This is a genomic window from Flavobacterium sp. FG19 (genome assembly GCF_057809475.1).
The window spans coordinates 310,715-333,069 of sequence record NZ_JBMDKA010000002.1 but is presented as its reverse complement, the minus strand read 5'-3'; the positions used below and the strand labels follow the sequence as shown (position 1 = coordinate 333,069).

Sequence of the window (22,355 nt, the reverse complement as noted above, 5' to 3'; positions counted from 1 at the left end):
ACTATGAAATTTTTAAAAACAGCTCTTGTGTTTTTACTGCTGCAGACTTTTCAGTCAAAAGGACAGGAAGTAAAAATTATTGTTGACAAACCAGAGTATAATATAGTAGATAAAATTCTGGTGACTTATAAAGTAGAAAAAGATATCGACAGTGTTTCTGAACTCGATCAGAGTCAGTTCAGGCTTATTGCAGGTCCTTCCCGAAGCTCTTCCCGGAATTATGTGAACGGAAAAAGCAGTTATGAAATAAAATACAGCTTCATTTTAGAACCCCGTAAAGCAGGAAAAATAGATTTACCGCAACTGCAGATGTTTACAGACGGCCAGGCCCTAAAATCAGAAACAGTTACTTTAAATATAAACGGTACCGTACTGAACGAGGAGGAAACAGCAGCCAAAATTAACTCAGGCGAACATGCTTTTAAAGAGTATAAAGCAGGAAACGTTTTTGAGATTACCCTGCCGGCTTATCTTAAAAGAGCATATGGAGTAAGTGCAGATGCCGCAATTTGTTTTAGTAATGCAGAACATGAGATTTTAGGCTATGTAGTATTGGAGAAAAAAGAAAATATGCAGTTGTCAGGTAAGAAAGTGAAACCATTAACCGTTTTCCATCAGGAAATTGTGAATGGTTACGGAGGAAAAGAAATGAAGAAAAAGATCCTTTCTCCCGTAAAAATTACCAAAGCAGGGGGGATAAATTTTGCAGAAAACGACCTCACTTATTTTGACACCGAAACAAGCGAAAACTTTTATTATTTTACAGGAACTGTCGAAACTAAAACAGTATTTTATAGTTTGGTTATAAAAACAGTCAGTAAAAATAAAAGCAGATTCAAATCAGACTTCCAAAAAGTATTATACAGCTTAAAAGACTAAACAATGAAATCCGGAATATTTATTTTAGTACTTTTTTCCCTGATGTTCCATAACACTCATGTAACAGCTCAGGAAATAAAGACGACGATTGAAAAATTAAAGTATACTACAGGTGAAACTATCGATATTACATACAGCATAGAAAAAGGAATAGATTCTGTCAAAATAGAAAAGAAAAATTTTGAATTAGTGAGTGGTCCTCATCAAAATACTTCGACAGACAGAGCAGCAATTTCTTTTGGGATGCGGGCCTATAAACCCGGACGTTTCAACATTCCGAGGGTCTATATGTACAAGAACGGAATTGCTGTAAAATCTAACGATTTATTTATTGAAATAATCGGGAAAGAATTTACAGAAGAAGACCTAAAACTGATTACCCACAAAGCTGGTTTTGTTTTTACGATAAGTTTACCGGCCTATTTTGAGAAAACAGCAGGACTGAACGTGGATGCGACCATAGAATTTAAAAATGAAAAAAAAGAGGTGTACGGATATGTCATTGTGGATACTAAAGAAAACAGTAATATTACCTCCCGTACCTATTCCGCCAAAAGTTATCTTGACGAAATTCTTCGCGATTTTATGATAAATGAAGAAAAAAGAAAAGTGTCTCAATCAGCGTATTTTAAAAAAGGAGAGGTAAATTTTATCGAAACTGATCTGACCTTTTTTGATCAGGAAAGAAAGGAAACCGCATACTATTTTATAGGTGCTGCCGAAACCGATAAAGCATTTTACAGAGTTATTTTCTGGACCTCTGAAGCCAATAAAGAAAATATAAAACCAGATTTAGAAAATATTCTATACAGTATTAAAGACTAACAGATCCGGTTAAGTACGTTCAAAAAAAGCGTTAATTCTTTTAGAATTGACGCTTTTTTTTAAGAAACCCGTACGAAGCCAATTTTTATAGTACCGGTAATTAACGGTTGTTAATTTGTTCTGTAGTATAATACATCAGTAATATCTCATAACAGAAAGTTGTATAGTATAACCTTTATTCGTATTGTCTTACAATTTCAGAACTTATTTTTGGATTAGGCTTAAATGCCGGACTAATCTTCCTTTACTATTTTGATTGTGATACTATTAGGTAAAGGGAAGATAAAAATAAGTTTCAACGTTAAATTTTATGGATATAATTTTACGATATGTAAGAAAAAATTGTACTTTTAATATTGTTTAATTTCTTAAAGCTCTGGCTGACAACTGAATCCATTTTTGTGTTAACGGATTTTACAGTTTCTTATAAGCACCGCTGGTTATAAATACCTTTTGAAGTTGTCTTTTTCTGATAACCTGAAAATGCATTTTGTATTTGGGAAGGCAGAGTTTTACTGATTTTTTCTTTTTTAATATATACTGATTATATCCGTTCTGCTAATTTTTTAATCATATTATTGCTATGAAAAAACTTTACATTTTACTGGTATTACTTTTTCCTTTTCAGTCTGTTTTTTTGTTAAATCCTATTGCAGCTCATTCCGTTACAGATAACAATAGAGCCGGGTTTCAGGAAAACAGGACAGTTGTTAGTATAAAAGACAGTACAGCGCTCGAAACGATCAGGCACCGGGTCTGGATCAATCTTAAAAACAAACAGGGCTTTTTTAAACAAATTTTGATAGCCTATATGACCGGAGCCACCAATGGCTGGGATCAGAAATACGATGCCGTTACCATCGACGGTAATATATACGGAGATTTTTACAGTATTAACGAAGGTCTCAGATTAGTAATTCAGGCAAGAGCACTGCCGTTTGATTTGTCAGACAGAGTACCCTTAGGATACCGCTCTGAAATTGCAGGAGAACTAATAATTTCTATTGATCACGCAGACGGCGATTTAATCAATCAGGATATTTATTTAGAAGATAAGGATACCGGAGTACTGCATAATCTGAGAAAAGAAAGTTATACCTTTTCTACTGTAACCGGTACTTTTACAGATCGTTTTGTAATTCGATACAATCCGGCTGGTACAACTCTGGGGACAGATGATTTTAAAAATACAGTACACAGTCTGAATGTGGCTTCAAAAGATAAAATTATCAGATTAAAATCATACGGATCAGCACTGCAGAAAGTAGCTGTTTTTGATATGTCAGGCAAATTACTTTACAACAATGTTAACATTGGAACATCTGAATTTGAAATTGCCAATATTCAGGCAGGTTCACAGGTTTTATTGGTAAAAACAACCTTAGAAGACGGATACACTACAGCAGAAAAAGTACTTTTTTAAGTTTCTTTTATTTTTCACCTTAAAGGAACAAACTTACACAACCTTGAATTATTACAACGCGAAGATTGGACGGATTTTTTTTGATCAATTATTTTTATTGAGTCTAAATTAGATTATATTTGTAGAGATTAAATGTCTTTTGTTATATAAAGTCTTTTCTGGACTTCGCAAATAAAATAAAAATGACTTCCTGTAATAGTCTTAAAATACCCTCTTTAAAAAAAAATAAGATTTAAATCTCTTTTACTACTGCTCTTGTTTTTCAATTTTGGTATACTGCATCAAAAGGCGTAGATATGCATTCTGTTATAAAATGTAAAGACCAGAGATTTTGAGGTAAAGTTGAAGTGGATATTCAAAAAGAAATTAGTATGATAAGAAATGATAAAAAGAACATACAGCTGAGTCATGTGCTTTATTGTGTTGCAAATCTTCACGAGGCAGTTAAAAAACTTACCGATGCCGGATTTAATGTAGAATACGGTACCTCTCCAAAGAAAGCATATAATGCTTTTATATGGTTTGAAAAAGGGGTATTTATTGAAGTATATGAAAATCCGGAATTATCCCGATTTACAAAATGGTTTATGAAAATCGCTGGATACCAGCCGGTATTAAACAGAATGAAGAAATGGGAAAGTTATGGCAGTGGTTGGTGTGAATGGTCGCTCGAATCCACTACAGTAACACTTCAGAAAGAAAAAGTACTGTTTAAGCTCAACAAGATTCCGTATAGTTATCATAAAGCGAAACGAACAGACGAAAACGGACGAAAACTAAAATGGGAACTTTTAATTCCTGATGATATTATGTTTCCGTTTATAATGTCGGCTTATGCTCCTAATCCCCGGCCGGAACATATAAAACATCCCAATGGTGCAGAAGGAGTAAAGTTTTTACAAATAGGAAATGAGGCGCTTGACAGATCACTGCTGAATCAGCTTCTTATTGATCAGAGCGGGATTGAATGGAGTAGTGGGATGGGGCTGCAGACCGTAAAACTGTTCAATACCAATTTAAGAATTGAAGAAATACTGAAGTAAAAAAAGATGAAGAGAAACAGTGCAGCTCAAAGATGCGGCGAGATATGGAGTAAACAGCTTACAGCACCGCATCCGGTTAAGTAATGTTCGACTAATATCCTTATTTATAGAAACGGCCGGAATTTATTCCGGCCGCTTTGCTTTTATACAGATCTGTCTGGAAGTAAAATTAGAATGATAAAGAGTTTTTAGTATTAATTCTCATTTGGAGCATTAGCAAATTGGATTTTTTGTAAATAAATAGTATCGGCATCCTGCCCGTTAGGTTCATAGGAGATCTCTATTGTATTATCATTTACAAATTTTACTTTCTGGTCACATCCGGTACGACAGGATTGTACCGTAATTGGGAAATACAATTTTTTAATTTTATCATAACCAATAGTGTTATCCTGAAAATAAGAAACTATTTTAAAATTGGAATTTTCAATAGCCCGGCTGTTATCGTAATTCCCGTTAAATTCAAAAAGATTTTCAGCATAATAAGTACTTCTCACTATTTCCGGATAGAAAATTTCTGCACCTCCGGGATAATTGTCTTTGTACCATTTGTGTTCAAAGTTTTTATAAAAATTAATGTCTTTTTCTTCTTCAGAAGGATTGTAAATCCATTTGCTTTGATTCGCAAAATGTAATACTTCCTTATAAATTTCAGCGTTAGATTGTAAACTTTCATTTTCTGCAAAAGAGCCGTCTGCCGTTTTACTGGATCTTAACGTAGCTTCTCCATTGTATTTTAATATATCAAATTTTAAAGAGTTAATGTCTAATAGGATAAAGCTTAAATACTGCGCGGGGTCTTTGCTGTCTGAAGGAGATTCTTTTACGGCAAACAGAAAATAATCGATGCCTTTAATTGTTTTCCTTAAGAAAAGCTTACGGTCTATCCGGATACGATTGTATTTGCTTATTATCAAAGTATTGGTCCTGATAAGCTCAGGTTTTCCATTACTATTTTTATATTTAGAAGCTGTTACTATATTTTCATCGCCGTCAAGATAAAAATCATCGTTATCACTGACTTCACTTCCTGATATTTTGATGATTTCGTCATGGTTCTTATTATGAAAAGAAAATAAAGTTTTGGTTTTAGCAGATGCTGCTATGGCGGTGCTGTCTTCTATAGTATTTTCTTTGTTTAAGGTCTTTTCATCATTCCTGCAGGAAGACAAAGTAATGACAGATAAAAGGGTTATGGTTAATTTGCTTTTAATTGGGTTCAATTTATTTTAGGTTTAAGGATTATAAAGAAAGATATTTTTTTAGAATTTGGTTTAATCACAACGAAAACCTGGCAAATCTAAGCCCTGAACGTAGATTGTTTTAAACGTATCGTTTTTTTCGTGAATGAGAATTCTTCTTTCAGGAAATTTAGATTTTGACTGATTAAAATTTTTCCCCCATAAAAAATCATCATTGTAAACAAAATAGGCGGGGCCTGTATTTGCATACACTTTTACTTTAACAGAATCCATATCACTATATCTGTAAACGATACTGTCATCCATTTTCTGAATTTTTCTCTGAATCGAAAAATAATCTTTTCCGTAGTTGAGATTTAATGGTTTTACAGAACAGATAAGCGGTTTGCCATTTTTAGCAGTATCAAAATTTTTAAGGGTTAATGCAATAAAATTTTCTCTGCAGTCGTCGATTCTGCAGAGAACTTCATCGATTGTCGTTTCCGAGAAACCTTTGGTACCGTAAACATAGTATTTAGACGCGATAATTTTTTTGATTTCCTTTTCCAGTTTTTTGCTTTTAATGAGGTGTACAATCCCTAAAGTATCGTAATATTCGATTTGTTTAAGTCTTGAAGATTTTGGATTGTAAAAGTCATTCTCCAGTGAATCGGTTTCGTTTATTCTCTGGTAAATTTCTTCGTATTGAGAATTGGTATCCGATTCAAACATCGTAATTACAATGGCAGTTGTATTACCAGCCAGATTATAAACCGGATAGATAGTGTTATTTTTTATTTCCGATTCTGTTTTTGTATCATATGCAGTTGCTTTTTGTACAGGAATATTTGGGATTTCTTTATTTTTCTTCTGACAGGAGATAAAAAAGAAGAAGGGAATGATACAAAGTAATAAAGCTGGTTTATTCATGCAGGTATTTTTAATAGTAAATATTTTTTCAATATCATATTGTTTAATCAAATATACATAAGTATTAAAGAGAGACTCCATTATCGGGTAAAAAGATTTCTGATGGATAATTGATGTAAAAAAATAATAATTAATTAACGCAACAAAGTTTCATTAGTTATTGAAAAAGAACTTAATTTACAGGATGTATAAAACAATTAATTCATGAACAGACGTAGATTCTTAAAAGGCAGCACGGTACTTACCGGACTTTTTACGCTTAGTCCCTCAGTTATTCTTTCCAATGATTTAGAAAAAGCAGTTAAAAAGGGTAAAAAAGCAAAAAACATAATCTTTCTGATAAGTGACGGAATGAGTTCCGGAACCCTTCAAATGGCGAATCTGTATTCTCAGAATATCTTAGGAAAAAATGGAAACTGGATGAATCTGTATACCGACAATAAAGTTTCACGGGCTTTAATGGATACTGCATCGGCAAGTTCAGCGGTGACCGATTCGGCTGCGGCAAGTTCTTCTTTTGGCGGTGGACATCGGGTTAAAAATGGTGTTTTAAATATTGGACCGAATGGTGAAAAATACCTTCCGATATGGCAGAAATTTAAAAATGCGGGCAAAAAAGCGGGCTGTGTGACTACAGTAACGATAACGCACGCCACTCCGGCTGGTTTCTGTGTCAATTCTGACAGCAGAAATGCTGAGAACGAAATTGCAGAAATGTACGCTGATCTGGGACTGGATGTTATGATGGGCGGTGGTGATGAGTTTTTTAATGCTTCAAAAAGAGCAGACAAAAAAGATATCTATAAAATTTACGAGCAGAAAGGCTATCAGGTTTTAAAAGAAAAATCAGATTTAGAAAACCTGAAGAAAGGGCAGAGAGCACTGGGGGTTTTTGCTTCGGGGGCGCTTCCGTACACTATTGACCGAAACAATATACCGGAATTACAGAATACACCCACTTTAGCAGAAATGAGTGCGGCGGCGATTAATCAGATGAAAGACAGCGAGAAAGGTTTTGTGCTGATGATTGAAGGCGGAAAAGTAGACTGGGCGGCACATGCTAATGATATTGCGGCTTTACTGCACGATCAGCTGGCTTTTGATGAAGCAGTAAAAACGGCGGTTGATTTTGCAGAACAAGACCAAGAGACTTTAGTGATCATAACAACCGATCACGGAAATGCCAATCCGGGACTTATATATGGAAAAGAAGCCGTAGAAAATTTCAACAGCATTGCCAATTATAAATACACAAATGAGTACATATTAAATGCCATTCATGCCGATTTTAATCTGCAGCAAATTAAAGACTGGATCTACAAAACCAATAAAATTAGTCTGACCGATGAAGAAGCCAAACATTTGCTAAGTTTTTATTCCGGTCTTGAAAAACAGGAAACTGGACTTTACAATTATAAAAAACTGCCTTTCAAAGCCTATTCTGAAATTCAGAAAAAACATAATAATGTAGGCTGGATCAGTATGGATCATTCCGGAGATTATGTAGAACTGGCCATGTATGGTCCGGGCAGTGAAATGCTGAAACCTTTTGTACAAAACATAGAATTACATAATTTAATGCTGAAAGCGGCCGAAGTTACAGTGTAAGATAATTTTCGTTCCAAAGAATAGCTGCACTTTAAAATGGCAATAGTCCATTATTAACATAAGTTTAAAGGTCGTATTCTTTAAAAATCCGGCATTTTGGCGTACATTGTTTCATATTAAAGCAATGATTAAAATGTATAATTATGAAAGCAGTACGTTATTTTGGACATAAAGATGTAAGAGTGGTGAATGATTTGGAGAAACCGGTTCCTAAAGGGGATGAGGTTTTATTAAAAATTGGTGGAGCAGGCGTGTGTCACTCCGACCTGCATATTATTGATGAAGGTACTATTGGAGATCTGGTTTTTACGCTTGGACATGAAAATGCAGGCTGGATTGAAGAAGTCGGAGACACCGTAAAAGATTACAAAAAAGGAGATGCGGTATTGGTTTATGGACCCTGGGGATGCGGACATTGCAAGCCCTGTCAGCAGTCTAAAGAAAATTACTGTGATCATCAAAGCGAATTAGGTTATGGCGGCGGACTAGGATTAAACGGAGGTATGGCCGAATATATGCTGGTACCGTCTTCACGGTTATTAGTGCCTATTTTTGACCTTGATCCGGTAATTGCAGCGCCGTTAACAGATGCTGCGTTAACGCCTTATTCCGCTATTAAGAGATCACTTCCTAAACTTATGCCGGATGAATATGTGGTGGTAATTGGAGTAGGCGGACTTGGACATGTGGCAATTCAGATTTTAAGAGAAACCACGGGAGCCGCTATAATTGCCTGTGATGTAACAGAGGAGAAGCTGGCATTTGCTAAAGAATTGGGAGCTGCTTATACGGTGAATTCTAAAGATGCCGATGCTGCAGAACAGATTTTAAAAATTACAGGTTTAAAGAAAGCCAAAGTAATTCTGGATTTTGTTGGAGCTACACCCACCATTGAACTGGGAACGAAAGTAGTGGGAATGGATGGTGATCTTACCATAGTAGGACTTGGAGGCGGATATTACCAATACAGTATGAACGGACTGCCTTTTGGAGTTACCATGACGAATCCGTATTGGGGATCCCGTACCGAATTGATGGAAGTAGTGGGACTGGCAAGACAGAAAAAAATACATATCGAAATTGAAAAGTTTAATCTGGAACAGGCAAATGATGTGTACGATAAAATGCGTCACGGACAAATTAAAGGACGGGCTGTGCTGGTTCCCTAAAAATCCGGTTAAATTGCTGTAAATAGTAAGCAGGCTGTCTCAAAGGGCTGCTCATTTTTTGTATGCTTCGGAGAAGCGCCCCATTTACAGAATAGGGTACATGTTTCCAATATAAAGCTCCAGAGGAGCGACATATAATGTAAATTGCAAAAGAATATGTCGCTCCTCTGGAGCTTTTTTTATTTTCTTATTGAAATTCTATAAATATTGTATCCTTTTATAATTATTACAATAAACTGGTAAAGAATGTTTTTAAAGTAATTAAATAAAGTTTTGGTTTAGATAATTTAAGAACTCTTATCTGATGTATTTGTTGAAGTAAAAATGTAGAAAAAAGAGCTCTGAAAAAGGAGTAATTAGTATTGAAAAGTTTGAGTCTTTTATTTAAAATATAATCTCTACTTTTATTGATTGACTATTTAAACCAAAAAAACATGAATTCTCAAAACCAAAAAAATGAAATCAACCGCCGCAGATTTTTGCAAAACGGCCTCAAACTTGCAGCTGCCGGAGTTTATCTGGGTGTGTTTGGCATGCCTGAATTATTCGGAAATGTACTGACAGAGAAAGCAGCTGTCCAGATACCGGATGTAAAGCTGAATAACGGCTTAAAAATGCCAATGCTGGGATTTGGAACTTACGGACTCAGCGGAGACGTATGCCGGCAATCTGTTGTAGATGCTATAGCGGCAGGTTACCGTCTTATCGACACGGCTAAAGTATATGGAAATGAAGAAGCAGTAGGAAGGGCCATAAAGCAAAGCGGAATTGACAGAAAAAAGCTTTTTGTTACTTCAAAGCTATGGGTTGATGATGCGGGTTACGAAAATGCTAAAAAAGGTTTTGAAGAGACCTTAAGAAAATTAGAACTTGACTATCTTGATCTGTATCTGATACATCGTCCGAGAGGTGATGTTAAAGGATCCTGGAAAGCCATGGAAGAACTTTATAAAGCCGGAAAAATCAAAGCCATAGGTATAAGCAACTTCGATCCGGCACAGCTGGCAGATCTTATATCTTATGCTCAGGTAAAACCTGTTATCAATCAAATTGAGACGCATGCCTATTTCCAACAGACTAATGATTATAATGTAATGAAACACCATGATATCAAAATGGAGGCATGGGCTCCTTTTGCGGAAGGTCGTAACGGTCTTTTTACCGATGAGGTATTAACCCGGATTGGAAAAAAATATGGCAAAACTACTGCACAGGTAAGTTTAAGGTGGCATTACCAGCGCGGTATTGCAGCCATCCCAAGATCGTCTCAAAAGACACATATTGCAGAGAACCTAGATATATTTGATTTCAGACTGGATGATGCTGATTTAAAAGCAATCGAAAAACTGGATTTAAATAAAACTCAGTTTCCGGAATGGAGTTAAACCGGGTATGATAACGCCAATAGTTTTAATCTTAATATATAAAAAGCCCATTTCGCAGGAAGCGGGCTTTTCAGTTTGTGACCGATTGTATAATTTTGTACTATGTGAAGTATTAAACCTCTTACTATCATACAATGAACAATATATTTTCTGCTAACAGCCAGATAGGAATCGTATCTACTTTCTCTGAACTTGTACATACTGATTTCAAAGGAGAAATAAATGCACTTTGCTGGTACAGAAACCTGGATGGTGATTTTAATGAAGTTGCGGCAAAATTATCTTTAAAAGAAAATATAACCGAAATTTATCCGGAAGATTTAATCGCACTCCGGCTCTCAGAGAAGGGAAATAAAGCGAGAGAAATAATCTTAAACGATTTGCAGCTTTTAACTGATTTTGGAGCTTTGCCCTCTCTTAATTTATTAAAATGTTATGAACGTGACGATGAATTTGACTTCATTTCTACAGATGTATATTCATTTCACGTTGACCGTTCTCCCATAGCAGCAGATACCTTTTTGTGCACCTATCACGGAGCGGCTAGTGATATTGTTTCTAATTCGCAGGCGGAACAAAAAATTTTAATTCCCGAGATACGCATCAGATTAAAGGAACTGCATAATGGACCGGAGGAAGAATTCGAAGACTTTTTAAGAGAAAATTATTTTGATCTGCATTATCAGGAACATGAGAATGCAGAACCTGTAAATCTGGGAGTAATGCACCTGTGGCGACTGGCTGTTGATCATCCGGAACAGCAGGTATTGCCTTGTATTCACAGAGCACCAAAAGAAAATGAGGGAGAATACAGGCTGCTGCTGATTTGTTGAAGCAGTATTAAACTACATTTGTTTTGTCATAAAAGTTAAAAAGATCCCTGAAGAAAAATTCAGGAATCTTTTTAGACAAAGGGTGCTATGCGTTTATTCTGATGCAATTTTGATTAAAAGCTTTGTCAGTTCCGGAGATTTAGAAATAAAGGGACTATGTCCGGAGTTGATAGTGTAAGTATGGGTTATACCGGCTTCTTCTGCCATTTTCTGCTGAAAAGGATATGTTATGGTATGATCAGCAGTGGTAAAGACGTAGTATTTTTTACCTCCCAGATTATAATCTTCGGTTTTATAACTCAAAGGTGTTCCAAGAGGAATGGTGGGTTCTGCTTTGTAGCGTTTTACCAGAAATTGCTTTTGGGTCTCTGTGGCATCCTGAGAGAAGATCTCAGGCAGGTTAACTTCCGGATTTACTATTCCGGCCAGAGTCTGATCGTCGGATAATTGTAAGGATGCCGGCAAAAGAGATGCTTTATCCATTTGAGAATAATCCAAAACGCTTTTTCCGCTTTGAGGAATAAAACCGGCAACATAAATCAGTTTTTTGATTTTTTGGGGAACTTCAGAAGCGGTTTGCGTAATTACGGCTCCACCCAAACTATGACCAATCAGGATAACGGGCTCACCGTATAAATTAACCGCTTTTTTAACTTCATCAACATAAGTACGCAGCGAAACCTGATAAGCAGGAGTAGTGTCATCTCCATGTCCGGGAAGTTTTACAACGGAAACATTGTAACCCGCTGCTTTTAAATCAGCTTCTGTCTGGTCCCAGACATAAGAGGCCTGCCAGGCTCCGTGCACCAGTACAACCGGAGATTTTTTGGCATTGTCAGTGGTTTCGTCATTGGAACAGGACGCGGAGGAAATGGTAGTAAACAATAGCATAAAAAGCTTTGACATTGTTTTTAAAGGGATTTGAGTATTCATTTTTGATTTTTTCATTGTTTCTAAATTTAGTATTTGTTTTATTTTTTAAGAATGAGATGTTTTTATTCCTTAGGGAAGAACATCAAAACCATTTAAAACAGTTGCAAGAAGAGTGTAAGCACCAATTAAAAAGATAAGCTCGGCTAATCCGTCCTGACCTAATGTTTCTTTTGCAAGATTATAAAGGGAATCTGGTACAATACGGCCTTTGGCTAAAACAGCAGCGATTTGATAAGCGGCAGATTCTTCCGGATTTAATTCATCAGGACGAATTCCCGAAGCTAAAGAGGCTGTTGCAGCCGCAGAAAAGCTAAAATGTCGCGCCATAATTTCGTGTGCATAAAGTTCAAAACGGGCACCAAATGCGGCACCGACAGTTAGAATGGCCACTTCCCGGACTTTTTTAGGCAGCATAGCATAATTGTCCAGTGAACGCACAAAACTTAAAGCAGGAATTCCAAATTGAGGAAAAGCAAGCATGGGGGGAAAAGGACCCGTTAAGGCCCCTTCGTTATTGAGCATTGAAACAGGCCCCTGACTTGTTGTAATGAGTTTGACAATTTCATCGTGTACATAACGAATTTCGGGAGTCATGGTTTCCGGGTTTACAGGATTTACTCGCATAGTAATTATTGTTAGGTTTAACGAATGTTTTCTTCAAATTGTCCGTCAATCAAAATGAAAACAACGCGGCATACTTTTCCCGATGTATTACTCCAGGCATGATTTGTACCCCTCTGGATGATAATATCTCCTGCTTTTGCTGTTGTTTTCCCTTCATCAACAATCAGGGTTAATTCGCCTTCGAGAACAATTCCGTAATCAATGGTTTCTGTTTTATGCATTAAAGGATGAGGTGCATTTCCACCCGCTTTTGAAGCATGTTCGCCTCCCATGGTTTTAAAATGTTCAAAGGCTTGTTCTTTGGTAAGATTGCGTATCTCGTCATTTTCCGGCGGAAAATCAATAACCCGTATTCTGGTCCCTTGTTTTGGAGGACCTAAAATAAGTCCTGTTTCTTCAGGATCTTGTGAAATGGCATCAAGTAGGGCAGGAGTTTGTTTTGTGTTCCATATTTCGTGAAATTTAGCTCCGTTTGGTCCGCCTACCCTATACGTTCTTGCCGGAACTTCATCTGAAATAATAATCGCTTTGCCTTCTGTATTATGCCCCGTTACGATGCGTCTGAATGTTGTATTTGTTTTCATGGTTTTTTGGTTTTAGATTTTGTTTTTTCTGAATACATATACCCCTAAATAGTGAAAAAGAATTCCAACGGCCCATGCAGGAACAGACCAAAGCGGCCAGGGATAAGTAGTGTCTGTTAAATACCAGATAATAATGATTACCGGAGTAAGTAATAAAAAGACAAGCAGGTGAATTTTGAACCCTAATTTTAAATTTTTGTCTGTCTTTGTGTCGATGTTAAATCTAGTTTTCATGGTTGTTTTTTTTAATGATTGGTAATAGGTTATTTTTAATGAAAATATTTTAATGGTTTGATTTTTATTTATTTACAGGTCAAAGGTAGAGGTGGAATTTCACAGGTATCATTGACTTTGGTTAAGAACGATTCTTTGCTGTTTTGAAAAGGAAGTATTTTGTACTTAACAGAATAAAATCTAATTTTAGAGAAGTTATTTCTCTTAAATTATTCCTATGGATGCTATTCAAACTGTTGTAACATCGTTTATTCCCATGTCTGATGAAGAGTATAATCGGATGCTTCCCCTTATAGAAAGAAGGGAAGTGCCAAAAGATACAGATCTGTTACAGCAGGGAGAAATATGCCGTCACATCTACTTTATAGAAAGCGGTTTTTTTAGAATGTTTTATGTGGATTACCGGGGAAACGAGATCAATTGCAGGTTTGCAAAACCCAATGATTTTTTAGTTGATTTCGCCAGTTTTATTACGCAAAGGCCGGCTCAATACTATTGCAGGGCGATGGAAGATTCGAAAGTCATTGCTTTAGAATATGAGAAAGTAGAGCGTTTGTATGATAGTTCTCCTAACTGGTCAAAATTTGGAAGATTAATAGCTGAATCTGCTTACCTTATCATTATCGAAAGAGAAGAAATGCTTCATTTTCAAACTCCCGAAGAACGGTATAAAACCATTTTAAAAAAGGAACCTTATCTTTTTCAATTGGTATCACAGAATCAGCTTTCATCCTACATTGGCATTAAACCGGAATCTTTGAGCAGGCTTCGTAAAAGAATGACCGGCAGATAATAACGTTTAGGTTATAAAGAGATTCCGGTCAGTTCCTTATGGATATATTCCAGCTCTTTTTCCGTCAGGTTTACCTCAATTGCCTTCGCATTACTGATCGCCTGTTCTTTATTTCGGGCTCCCGCCAATACAACCGTTATTCCGGGCTGAAGTGTGGTCCATTTTAAAACTAATTGTGCCAGACTCGCTTTTTTATCTGCTGCCAAAGGCTCCATTTTCTTCAAAAAAGCTTCTGTCTTTTCCCGATTAAACTGCCCGAAATAATCCTGTCGATGGTCGTCAGATTTTAATTTTTCGCCTTTAAAATATTTGCCACTTAACAAACCTCTTTCTAAAGGACTATAAGCAATTATTCCAATATTGTTTTCAATTGCTAATGGGACAATATCCTTTTCAATTCCGCGATTCAGCATGCTGTATGGCATTTGATTAGAAGCAAGGTGAATACTTTTTTGAGCTCGCTCTAATTGTTCTTTATTGTAATTACTGACACCTGCAGCTCGTATTTTCCCCTGATCGATTAATAATTGAAGCGCTTCCATAGTTTCTTCAATGGGAGTTGTAGAATCCGGCCAGTGTAATTGAAGCAGATCAATATAATCGGTTTTTAATCGTTTAAGACTTTCTTCAGTCTCTTTGATAACATTGGCTTTTGAAGCATATTTATAAAGCGGATAACTTTTTTCATCATGTTCCTGATGCCACATAAAATCGCCTTTTCCGTTGTTACTGCCGTCCCAGACCATTCCGAATTTGGTTAACAGCTGCACTTTAGAGCGATCCAGATCTTTAATGGTTTCACCAATCAGTTCTTCGCTAAGTCCCAATCCGTAAAAAGGGGCGGTATCAATACTGGTAACACCGTGATCTATAGAAGCCAAAATAGCTTCTTTGGCTTCACTTTTTTCTGTTCCTCCCCACATCGTACCTCCAATAGCAAAACTTCCGTAGGTAATTGTGGATAACCGGAGATCAGAATCTCCTAATTTTCTATATTCCATTTTTATAGTTTTAAAATTAATTTTTCTTGTAAGTTTCCCAGTCAGTGTAACCGTGATTTCCTAAACCGTAATACAGATTTCGGTCTGGCGGAGTCAGTTCCCAGTTGTTTTCTAAACGCTCTACCAGATCGGGATTGGATATAAAAGGTTCTCCAAAACCTGCCACATCAATGGTTCCCGCATTAATCAGTTTTTCAGATTTTTCACGGGTCATGCTTCCGGCCAGAATTATTACACCATCGTACCAGCTTCTAAAACGTTCCAGGAATCCCTCAGGCAATGCATGACTTCCTTTAGACTGCTGATCCATTAAATGCACATAAGCCAGATTTCTTTTGGTTAATTCCTTTGCCAGATATTGATAAGCAGCTTCAATTTCATCATAATGTGGTAAATCTCCCAGACCTCCATAAGGTGTAAGTCTAATGGCTGTTTTTTCATTACCAACAACTTCAGTAACTGCATCTACAATTTCAAGCAAAAATCTTGATCGGTTTTCGATGCTTCCTCCGTATTCGTCTTTACGATTGTTTACAAACGGATTTAAAAATTGTTCGATCAGATAGCCATTAGCACCATGAATTTCGACTCCGTCAAAACCTGCTTTAATCGCATTTTTGGCCGCTTTTGCAAAATCATTCACTACTTCTTTAACTTCGCTGGTAGAAAGCGCTCTGGGTTTAGAAGAAATTACCGGGCCTTCTTTTCCGTTTTCATCATATCCCCATGCAAAAGAAGTGGATGCCTGAATATCTGACGGACCAACAGGAGCAATTCCGTTGGGCTGATTTGAAGTATGAGAAACTCTTCCCACATGCCATAATTGTGTAAATATGGTACTTCCTTTTTCGTGTACTGCCTGGGTTACTTTTTTCCAGCCTTCTACCTGCTCAGCAGTATATAAACCCGGAATATAGAGAACTCCTTTGGCCGTATCAGAGATGGCTGTTCCTTCGGTAATTATCAATCCCGCTCCGGCACGTTGTGAATAATAAACGGCATTGTCGTTGTTTGGGATTCCGTCTGCATTTCGGGCTCTTGTCATAGGTGCCATCGAAATGCGGTTTTTTAGTTGTAATGAACCAAGAGTAACAGGTTCGAATATATTTGTTTTCATTGTTTTATCTATCTAAAATTCAATTTGTATTTTTTTGTTTTATAACGGAAGAGCTTTTCATCTTCCGTTATTTTTTTCCTGCCTATGGAATGAATTATTTTTTAGCTAACCAGCTTTCAACAGCTTTTGAAAAATCAGCCACATCAATTGGGTGTCTGCTTGTAATAATGTTGGCATCCACTACTACTGGCTGATCAGATACGATACCGCCTGCGTTTTTCAAATCAATCTGAATGTTCCAGTATCCGGTTAGTTTTCTTCCTTTCAAAATATCGGCAGAAGCCAATACAACCGGAGCGTGACAAATAGCAGCGATTAATTTTCCGGATTTATTAAAATCCTGAAGGAATTTGATAACATCTTTGTCGTAACGAAGGTTATCCGGATTCCAGGCACCACCGGGAATAAATACAGCATCATAATCACTCACTTTGATCTGGTCTGCTGTTTTATCAAATTTGATCCATCCAACAGGTTGTAAGTACTGAATGGCCATAATATGTGTTTTTGCCATTTCGGGAGCGCTTAATCCGTATCTTGCCGGAGCAGGATTGTATTTTGGAGCTACAATATCAACCTGAGCGCCCAATTCTTTAAAGTACCAGACTGGTCCTGTTAGTTCGATTTCTTCAAAACCGTCGGCAGCGAGTACGGCGATTCTTTTACCTTTTAAAACGGTTTTGTCTTTTACCGGATTAAAGAAGAAAGCTCTTAAAGCTTCATTTCCGGGAGCGTTCAGTAATTGCGAAACAGGCATCACAGAAACGTGTGAAGGTGTTGCCAATTGGTTAATTACATCAAGATTGTGATCTTTTGACTGTGCCTGTACATTAAAAAATGCAGCGGTGCTTAATAAGCTGGTAACGATAATTTGTTTTAAATTTTTCATGACTTTTAATTTTTAAATGGATTAGTAATTGAAATTTATTTATGATTTATTATTCTCTTGTAAGTGGTGCAAATTCTATCAGGTTACGAATTCCGTTTTGAAATGGCGGTTTTTTGATGCTTGTTTCCAGATACTCTATTACCGGTTTAATAGGAGGAAAGTTGAGATGGTATTGAAAGGCATCGTTGCTTCTGAATTTTTCATAAGTTACAAACTGCGTTTCGTCTCCTTCAATTTGAGATAGCTGATAGGTTACTACACCAGGTTCGCTGCGAAACTGCGGCATTGCAGTATGATAGGTATCTTTAAAGTTTTGTTCTGTTCCTTTTTTTCCATCGACAAAAAGCATTATAACAAGCTGGTCATCTTCTTTTTTAGAAGTTCTTCGCCATTGTTCTTTAGTCAAAGGTTCAAGATCTTTTACGTAATAGATTTTAGGAGAAATTTTTAATTTTTCAGTTAAGGACTGCAGGGCTTTTGCCGGTTCTTTTTTGCTGAAATTTTCCAGTTGATTTTTTCCGTTCCATCTTTCAATCAGCCATAAAACATTAAAATTGTTTTGCTCGTAAAAAGCTTCGGCCATAATATTTTCTTTTGAGGAAAGAGAAGCTGTTACATAAGCTGTTAATGCTTTGCGAAATGGTACTGTATTTTGTTCCGTTACTTCGTATCTGGTTATTTTTGAAGTAGTTTCAGTCAAAAATCCTGTTTTTATTCTATAAGAATTCTGAGCTTTTGTATTTGCTGTTATAAGTAAAATAACATACAAAGTAATTTTCAATGCTGTTTTAGTTATTGATTTGTAAACTGTTGGTTTCATAATTTCTATTTTTTAATGGTTAAATGGGTAAAACAAAATTGGTAATCCGTAATTCGCTTTATCTTACATGACAAAGTTCTGTCAAGTCTAAAAACTACAGGTTGCGTCAACTCACTTTAAAAGTGTGATTTGAATCACATTTTTAAGACAAGTCTTTAGAAACCAAGGGCTGAAATAAGAATACAGGCGAAGAGCATTAACTGCTTTTTTAATGAGACAGTTAATTATTCAGATGATTTTATGAGGCAAAAGTAAATTCGTGATTCCGGAAGAATCATTGACTTGGGTTAAGAAAAATTTTCCTGTGTGGGTACGGGCGGGTAAAGTTCAAATACGAAATCCGTTTTTTGATTTAGTATATTGAAAGCAATAGTTTGTTTTTTACTGCGGCAAAAAACAGGGTTTTAGTAAAAGAAAAGCGCTGAGATTTAACTTTACGGATTAGAGTAGAGCCTGCTTAGTGTTTCTCTGCTGACTCCAAGATATTCAGCAATGTATTTTTTGGGTATTTTTTGCATAATGTCCGGATAAAGACTGGCAAATTCTTCATATCTCTTTTTCGGGTTGTTGGACAAAAGCGAAATAATTCTGCGTTGTTGTGCCGAATACCCTTTAGTCAGTTTCATTCTGAAAAAATGCTCCATCTTATGAAGTTCTGATGCCAATTGCTCCCGGCCGGAAAGCGTAAGACATAAAACTTCAGCATCTTCCATACAGACGATAGTAATGCCGGATTCCTTTTCATTAAAAAAAGCATTGTAATCAGACAGCCACCAGTTTTCTAAAGCAAACTGTACAATATGCTCTTTTCCTTCTTTATCCATATAAAAAGCGCGAAAAATACCTTTAATGATCCAATATTCAGAAGAAACTTTATCTCCGTCCTGAAGCAGATATTGATGTTTTCTGACCTTTTTTAGGGTGAAAAAAGTTTTGATATAATCAAATTCTGCATCAGTAAGCGGCGTTACTTCTTCAATATGTCTTCGCAGTTCATTCATAAGTACTAAAAATTATTTCGACTTTTTACTAATAATGCGTAATTGAACCTAAAATTAAAATATTTCCTATTTTGTTTTTCAATTACAACTAATAAAATCAATCTTTTTTTAGTTTTACTTTGAATAAAAATGCTTTTCCGGTTTTTAGTTTTCCTTTTCTAACTTCTTTTATCAATGATGGTTTTTAAATCATAGTAAATTGTCTCACTTTTTTCCAGCACCCCTGTGATAATTCCGTTTTTATCAATTACAAAACTGGTAGGAAAATAGAAAATATTATATTGAGTAATTATTTCAGCCGAATTGGGTAACTGAACGTAATTAAATACACGTTTTTTCAGAAAAATTTCTACATGTTCCGGAGTATTGTAGGTAATGGCAAGAAAGACAACGTTTTTGTTTTTGTATTCTTCCACTAACTTATTGAGTTCCGGAATTTCCTTAATACAGGGAGCGCAGGATGTAAACCAGAAGTTTAAAACTACCGTTTTACCCTGAAGTTCCTTTAAAGACCAAACTTTACCTTTCAGGTCTTTAAGTTCAAATTGCGGGGCGGGAGTGTTACGCATTTCAGCTAAAGCTTTTTTGCTTTTGGTTTCCTGATCTTTAAAATCTGAAGTTTTTTTCACAAGATGGATTACACCGTTTTGATCGTCTTCTTCATTATGTTTAAAAAGGATCTGACCTTTTCCCCAAACATTTTCAAGACTGTCAAGATTTTTAAGAACTTCTCCGTTGGGCAAAAGAAAGGTAATTGAGTTTTTTGAAGCATCGTCTTCCAATGGAGTCTGTCCTTTCATGTTTACGAAAAGCAGACCTGTCGCTGTGCCTATTAAAAGTTTTCTGGTTTTCATGATTTCAGTTGTTTAAGTTTTACAAGTCAAAAGTAGCTGCAATATTCTGGCTGGGAGTTAAAGCCCTCTTAACCAATGTTAACTAGTGTTAACTCGGTTATCCTGTCATCAAAATCAGATATATTTGTGTAAATAATAATTTACAATGAAAAATCAGTTTAAAATTATTTTAATCACGACAATTACGGCTTGCAGTATAGTACTGTTCCAGCTCTTTTGGGTTTACCGAACGTATCAGGAGAGCCAGGAAAATTTTCAGGTAAAAGTAAAAAATGCATTACAGCGCAGTGTCGATCTATACTTTCTGGAAAAGATCAGAACTCCTATGAGTTTGTCTAACAGCGATCCGTATTTATCCATAATAAGTGAAGTTACAGATGATAAAAAAGAAAATGTAAACTTTAGAAAAGACATGTCAAAATCAACCGGACCTGTTAAAATTGGGATGCAGCCCCTAAGAATAGATAGGGCCAATCTGGAAAGTGTACGTTTGTTTTTGGTAAAACTAATCGCATCCTCGAACAAACAAAATGTTGATTTAGCATTGGTTAGTAAAGATTTTAGAAAAGAACTCGAAAAGGAAGGGATTTTTATTAACTATACCTTATCAGTACAAAAAAAAACAGTTTCAGATTCTAAAGAATTGATAAGCGTTCCTTTAGCCGCTAATGCGAAAAACGGGGTAATCGAAGCAAGACTTTCTAGAACCGGAAAATACCTGCTTTCCAAAAACATTATTCCGCTTTCAATATCTGTAATTCTGGTAATTCTGACGGGCGGAAGTCTTTGGTATTTGGGACTGATCATTTACAGACAGAAACAGCTGGATTTTAAAAAGAATAATTTTATAAGCAATATTACGCACGAATTGCGAACACCAATATCTATTCTTAAATCGACTAATGAAGCCTTACTGCAATTTGGCGAAGCTTCGAATCCCGAGAAAACAAAACGTTATTTAAAAATTAATGCCGATGTTTTAAATAAACTTGATTATAATATAGACAGGCTTTTGGATATAACCAGATATGAACTGGGAGTAAAATACGTAAATTTAACTCAGATAAATATTGAAGAATTAGTAAGAAACATAACCGATAAGTTTCAGTTAAATGATTCCAGTGAAATAACAATTAGTACGGAATTAGAAAATGAAATTATTCTTACTGATAAAGATATGATTGACGGCATATTGACTAATCTTATAGATAATGCTGTAAAATACAGCGTTGATGCTCCGGAAATTAAAATAAAAGTACTGAGTTCGTCCCAATACTGGCAGCTGGAAGTTCAGGACAACGGAAACGGCATAAGTGAAGAAAATCTGCCTTTGATTTTTGATAAATTCTACCGGGTTACCTCTGGCGATCTGCACGATGTAAAGGGGTACGGAATAGGATTGAGTTATGTAAAAGAACTGGTTACTTTGCTTTCGGGTGAAATAATTGTAAATAGCCGGTTAGGAGTGGGTACAACCTTTATAATTAAATTTCCGTTATGAATGAGCTGATACATGTTTTGCTGGTAGAAGACGAAGAAGTGTTGTCGACTATCATAAAAGAGACTCTCGAATTGCGGGGGTTTAGTTTTACAATTGCCAAAAATGGAGTAGAAGGCTGGGAGCAGTTTCAGAGAAAGAAACCGGACATTTGTGTGGTTGATATCATGATGCCAAGAAAAGACGGTTATTCCTTAGTAGAAGACATCAGGATCATAGATCAGCTGACTCCAATCATTTTTCTTACCGCAAAAAATGAAATCACAGATGTGTTAAAAGGCCTGAAAATTGGTGCTGATGATTATATGAAAAAGCCTTTTAGTATGGAAGAACTTATTTTGCGAATACAAAAGCTGGTAAGGAGAAAGTCGGTTTATTCAGAAGATGAAATGGCTACAAGCGATAAAAGCATACAAGTGGGAAACTTTCAGTTTAATCTTCATAGACTGGAATTAACAATTGAAGGTAAATCGGTCAGTCTTTCACAGCGCGAATCGGAATTACTGGATTTGCTCATTCAGAACAAAAATCAATTACTCGATCGCAATAAGGCTTTGTTACTGCTCTGGGGCGATAATAATCCGTTTACCGCAAGAAGCATGGATGTTTACATTACGCGTCTGCGAAAATATTTAAGTGCCGATCCGGCTGTAGAAATTCTAAATATCAGAAACAAAGGATTCAAGCTTATTGATTGACATGTAGATTCCTGTTAAAAGAGCCGTCTCAGA

The 22,355-nt window shown here is 36.1% G+C and carries 23 protein-coding genes; 11 read left to right on the top strand and 12 right to left on the bottom strand.

The features are described from left to right. Positions 1–3 precede the first annotated feature (3 nt). The 4 genes from ACODST_RS03390 (at position 4) to ACODST_RS03375 (ending at position 4,170) form a co-directional block, all read left to right on the top strand. Positions 4–879 carry a BatD family protein gene (locus tag ACODST_RS03390; RefSeq protein ID WP_488930706.1) on the top strand — a complete coding sequence of 292 codons (876 nt, stop codon included), beginning with the start codon at positions 4–6 and terminating at the stop codon, positions 877–879. A gap of 3 nt (positions 880–882) precedes the next feature. Continuing rightward, positions 883–1,704: a hypothetical protein gene (locus ACODST_RS03385; RefSeq protein WP_488930705.1), complete on the top strand. Its 822-nt coding sequence runs from the start codon at positions 883–885 to the stop codon at positions 1,702–1,704. Positions 1,705–2,287: 583 nt separating this feature from the next. Beyond that, the gene (locus tag ACODST_RS03380) at positions 2,288–3,127 is read left to right on the top strand and encodes a DUF8693 domain-containing protein (protein ID WP_488930704.1); all 840 of its coding nucleotides are present in this window, start codon (positions 2,288–2,290) and stop codon (positions 3,125–3,127) included. Positions 3,128–3,498: 371 nt separating this feature from the next. Next, a complete protein-coding gene (locus ACODST_RS03375; RefSeq protein ID WP_488930703.1) occupies positions 3,499–4,170 on the top strand; it encodes a VOC family protein in 672 nt (223 codons plus the stop codon). Positions 4,171–4,364: 194 nt separating this feature from the next. Here the strand turns inward: ACODST_RS03375 and ACODST_RS03370 are convergent, their stop codons facing one another. Both ACODST_RS03370 and ACODST_RS03365 read right to left on the bottom strand, forming a co-directional pair. Continuing rightward, the gene (locus ACODST_RS03370) at positions 4,365–5,393 is read right to left on the bottom strand and encodes a hypothetical protein (RefSeq protein WP_488930702.1); all 1,029 of its coding nucleotides are present in this window, start codon (positions 5,391–5,393) and stop codon (positions 4,365–4,367) included. Between the two features lie 51 nt (positions 5,394–5,444). Continuing rightward, entirely contained in the window at positions 5,445–6,281 is an 837-nt protein-coding gene (locus ACODST_RS03365; protein WP_488930701.1) for a hypothetical protein, read from the bottom strand. Positions 6,282–6,485: 204 nt separating this feature from the next. On the opposite strand from ACODST_RS03365, the gene ACODST_RS03360 reads away from it, so the two are divergent. The 4 genes from ACODST_RS03360 (at position 6,486) to ACODST_RS03345 (ending at position 11,276) form a co-directional block, all read left to right on the top strand. Next, positions 6,486–7,889 (top strand): alkaline phosphatase, encoded by a 1,404-nt coding sequence (locus tag ACODST_RS03360; protein WP_488930700.1) that lies wholly within the window; start codon positions 6,486–6,488, stop codon positions 7,887–7,889. A 143-nt stretch (positions 7,890–8,032) separates the two neighbouring features. Next, positions 8,033–9,058 (top strand): NAD(P)-dependent alcohol dehydrogenase, encoded by a 1,026-nt coding sequence (locus ACODST_RS03355; protein ID WP_488930699.1) that lies wholly within the window; start codon positions 8,033–8,035, stop codon positions 9,056–9,058. Positions 9,059–9,492: 434 nt separating this feature from the next. Continuing rightward, on the top strand, positions 9,493–10,443 hold the full coding sequence (locus tag ACODST_RS03350; protein WP_488930698.1) for an aldo/keto reductase: 951 nt from the start codon (positions 9,493–9,495) through the stop codon (positions 10,441–10,443). 134 nt (positions 10,444–10,577) lie between these two features. Next, the gene (locus tag ACODST_RS03345) at positions 10,578–11,276 is read left to right on the top strand and encodes a DUF1826 domain-containing protein (RefSeq protein ID WP_488930697.1); all 699 of its coding nucleotides are present in this window, start codon (positions 10,578–10,580) and stop codon (positions 11,274–11,276) included. A gap of 93 nt (positions 11,277–11,369) precedes the next feature. On the opposite strand, the gene ACODST_RS03340 is transcribed toward ACODST_RS03345, so the two are convergent. The 4 genes from ACODST_RS03340 to ACODST_RS03325 are packed head-to-tail and all read right to left on the bottom strand — an operon-like array spanning position 11,370 to position 13,651. Beyond that, positions 11,370–12,224, bottom strand: a complete 855-nt coding sequence (locus tag ACODST_RS03340) for an alpha/beta fold hydrolase (protein ID WP_488930696.1) — start codon at positions 12,222–12,224, stop codon at positions 11,370–11,372. A 54-nt stretch (positions 12,225–12,278) separates the two neighbouring features. Continuing rightward, the gene (locus ACODST_RS03335; protein WP_488930695.1) at positions 12,279–12,833 is read right to left on the bottom strand and encodes a carboxymuconolactone decarboxylase family protein; all 555 of its coding nucleotides are present in this window, start codon (positions 12,831–12,833) and stop codon (positions 12,279–12,281) included. 17 nt (positions 12,834–12,850) lie between these two features. Next, positions 12,851–13,417, bottom strand: coding sequence for a cupin domain-containing protein (locus tag ACODST_RS03330; RefSeq protein ID WP_488930694.1), 567 nt, complete (start codon positions 13,415–13,417; stop codon positions 12,851–12,853). A 12-nt stretch (positions 13,418–13,429) separates the two neighbouring features. Beyond that, a complete protein-coding gene (locus ACODST_RS03325) occupies positions 13,430–13,651 on the bottom strand; it encodes a 2TM domain-containing protein (protein WP_488930693.1) in 222 nt (73 codons plus the stop codon). Positions 13,652–13,868: 217 nt separating this feature from the next. Here ACODST_RS03325 and ACODST_RS03320 point away from each other — a divergent pair, with 217 nt between their 5' ends. Then, on the top strand, positions 13,869–14,444 hold the full coding sequence (locus ACODST_RS03320; RefSeq protein WP_488930692.1) for a Crp/Fnr family transcriptional regulator: 576 nt from the start codon (positions 13,869–13,871) through the stop codon (positions 14,442–14,444). Between the two features lie 11 nt (positions 14,445–14,455). On the opposite strand, the gene ACODST_RS03315 is transcribed toward ACODST_RS03320, so the two are convergent. The 6 genes from ACODST_RS03315 to ACODST_RS03290 form a co-directional block, all read right to left on the bottom strand. After that, positions 14,456–15,445, bottom strand: coding sequence for an aldo/keto reductase (locus tag ACODST_RS03315; protein ID WP_488930691.1), 990 nt, complete (start codon positions 15,443–15,445; stop codon positions 14,456–14,458). 16 nt (positions 15,446–15,461) lie between these two features. Further along, complete coding sequence (locus tag ACODST_RS03310) at positions 15,462–16,562, bottom strand: alkene reductase (RefSeq protein ID WP_488930690.1); 1,101 nt, start codon at positions 16,560–16,562, stop codon at positions 15,462–15,464. A 94-nt stretch (positions 16,563–16,656) separates the two neighbouring features. Continuing rightward, a complete protein-coding gene (locus ACODST_RS03305; protein WP_488930689.1) occupies positions 16,657–17,451 on the bottom strand; it encodes a DJ-1/PfpI/YhbO family deglycase/protease in 795 nt (264 codons plus the stop codon). Positions 17,452–17,500: 49 nt separating this feature from the next. Next, positions 17,501–18,271: a putative quinol monooxygenase gene (locus ACODST_RS03300; protein WP_488930688.1), complete on the bottom strand. Its 771-nt coding sequence runs from the start codon at positions 18,269–18,271 to the stop codon at positions 17,501–17,503. A 434-nt stretch (positions 18,272–18,705) separates the two neighbouring features. Then, positions 18,706–19,272, bottom strand: coding sequence for a Crp/Fnr family transcriptional regulator (locus ACODST_RS03295; protein WP_488930687.1), 567 nt, complete (start codon positions 19,270–19,272; stop codon positions 18,706–18,708). Positions 19,273–19,430: 158 nt separating this feature from the next. Further along, entirely contained in the window at positions 19,431–20,126 is a 696-nt protein-coding gene (locus tag ACODST_RS03290) for a peroxiredoxin family protein (protein ID WP_488930686.1), read from the bottom strand. Between the two features lie 145 nt (positions 20,127–20,271). Here ACODST_RS03290 and ACODST_RS03285 point away from each other — a divergent pair, with 145 nt between their 5' ends. Further along, positions 20,272–21,627: a sensor histidine kinase gene (locus ACODST_RS03285; RefSeq protein ID WP_488930685.1), complete on the top strand. Its 1,356-nt coding sequence runs from the start codon at positions 20,272–20,274 to the stop codon at positions 21,625–21,627. After that, positions 21,624–22,322, top strand: a complete 699-nt coding sequence (locus ACODST_RS03280; RefSeq protein ID WP_488930684.1) for a response regulator transcription factor — start codon at positions 21,624–21,626, stop codon at positions 22,320–22,322. The genes ACODST_RS03285 and ACODST_RS03280 overlap by 4 nt, the downstream gene beginning before the upstream one ends. Positions 22,323–22,355: the final 33 nt, after the last annotated feature.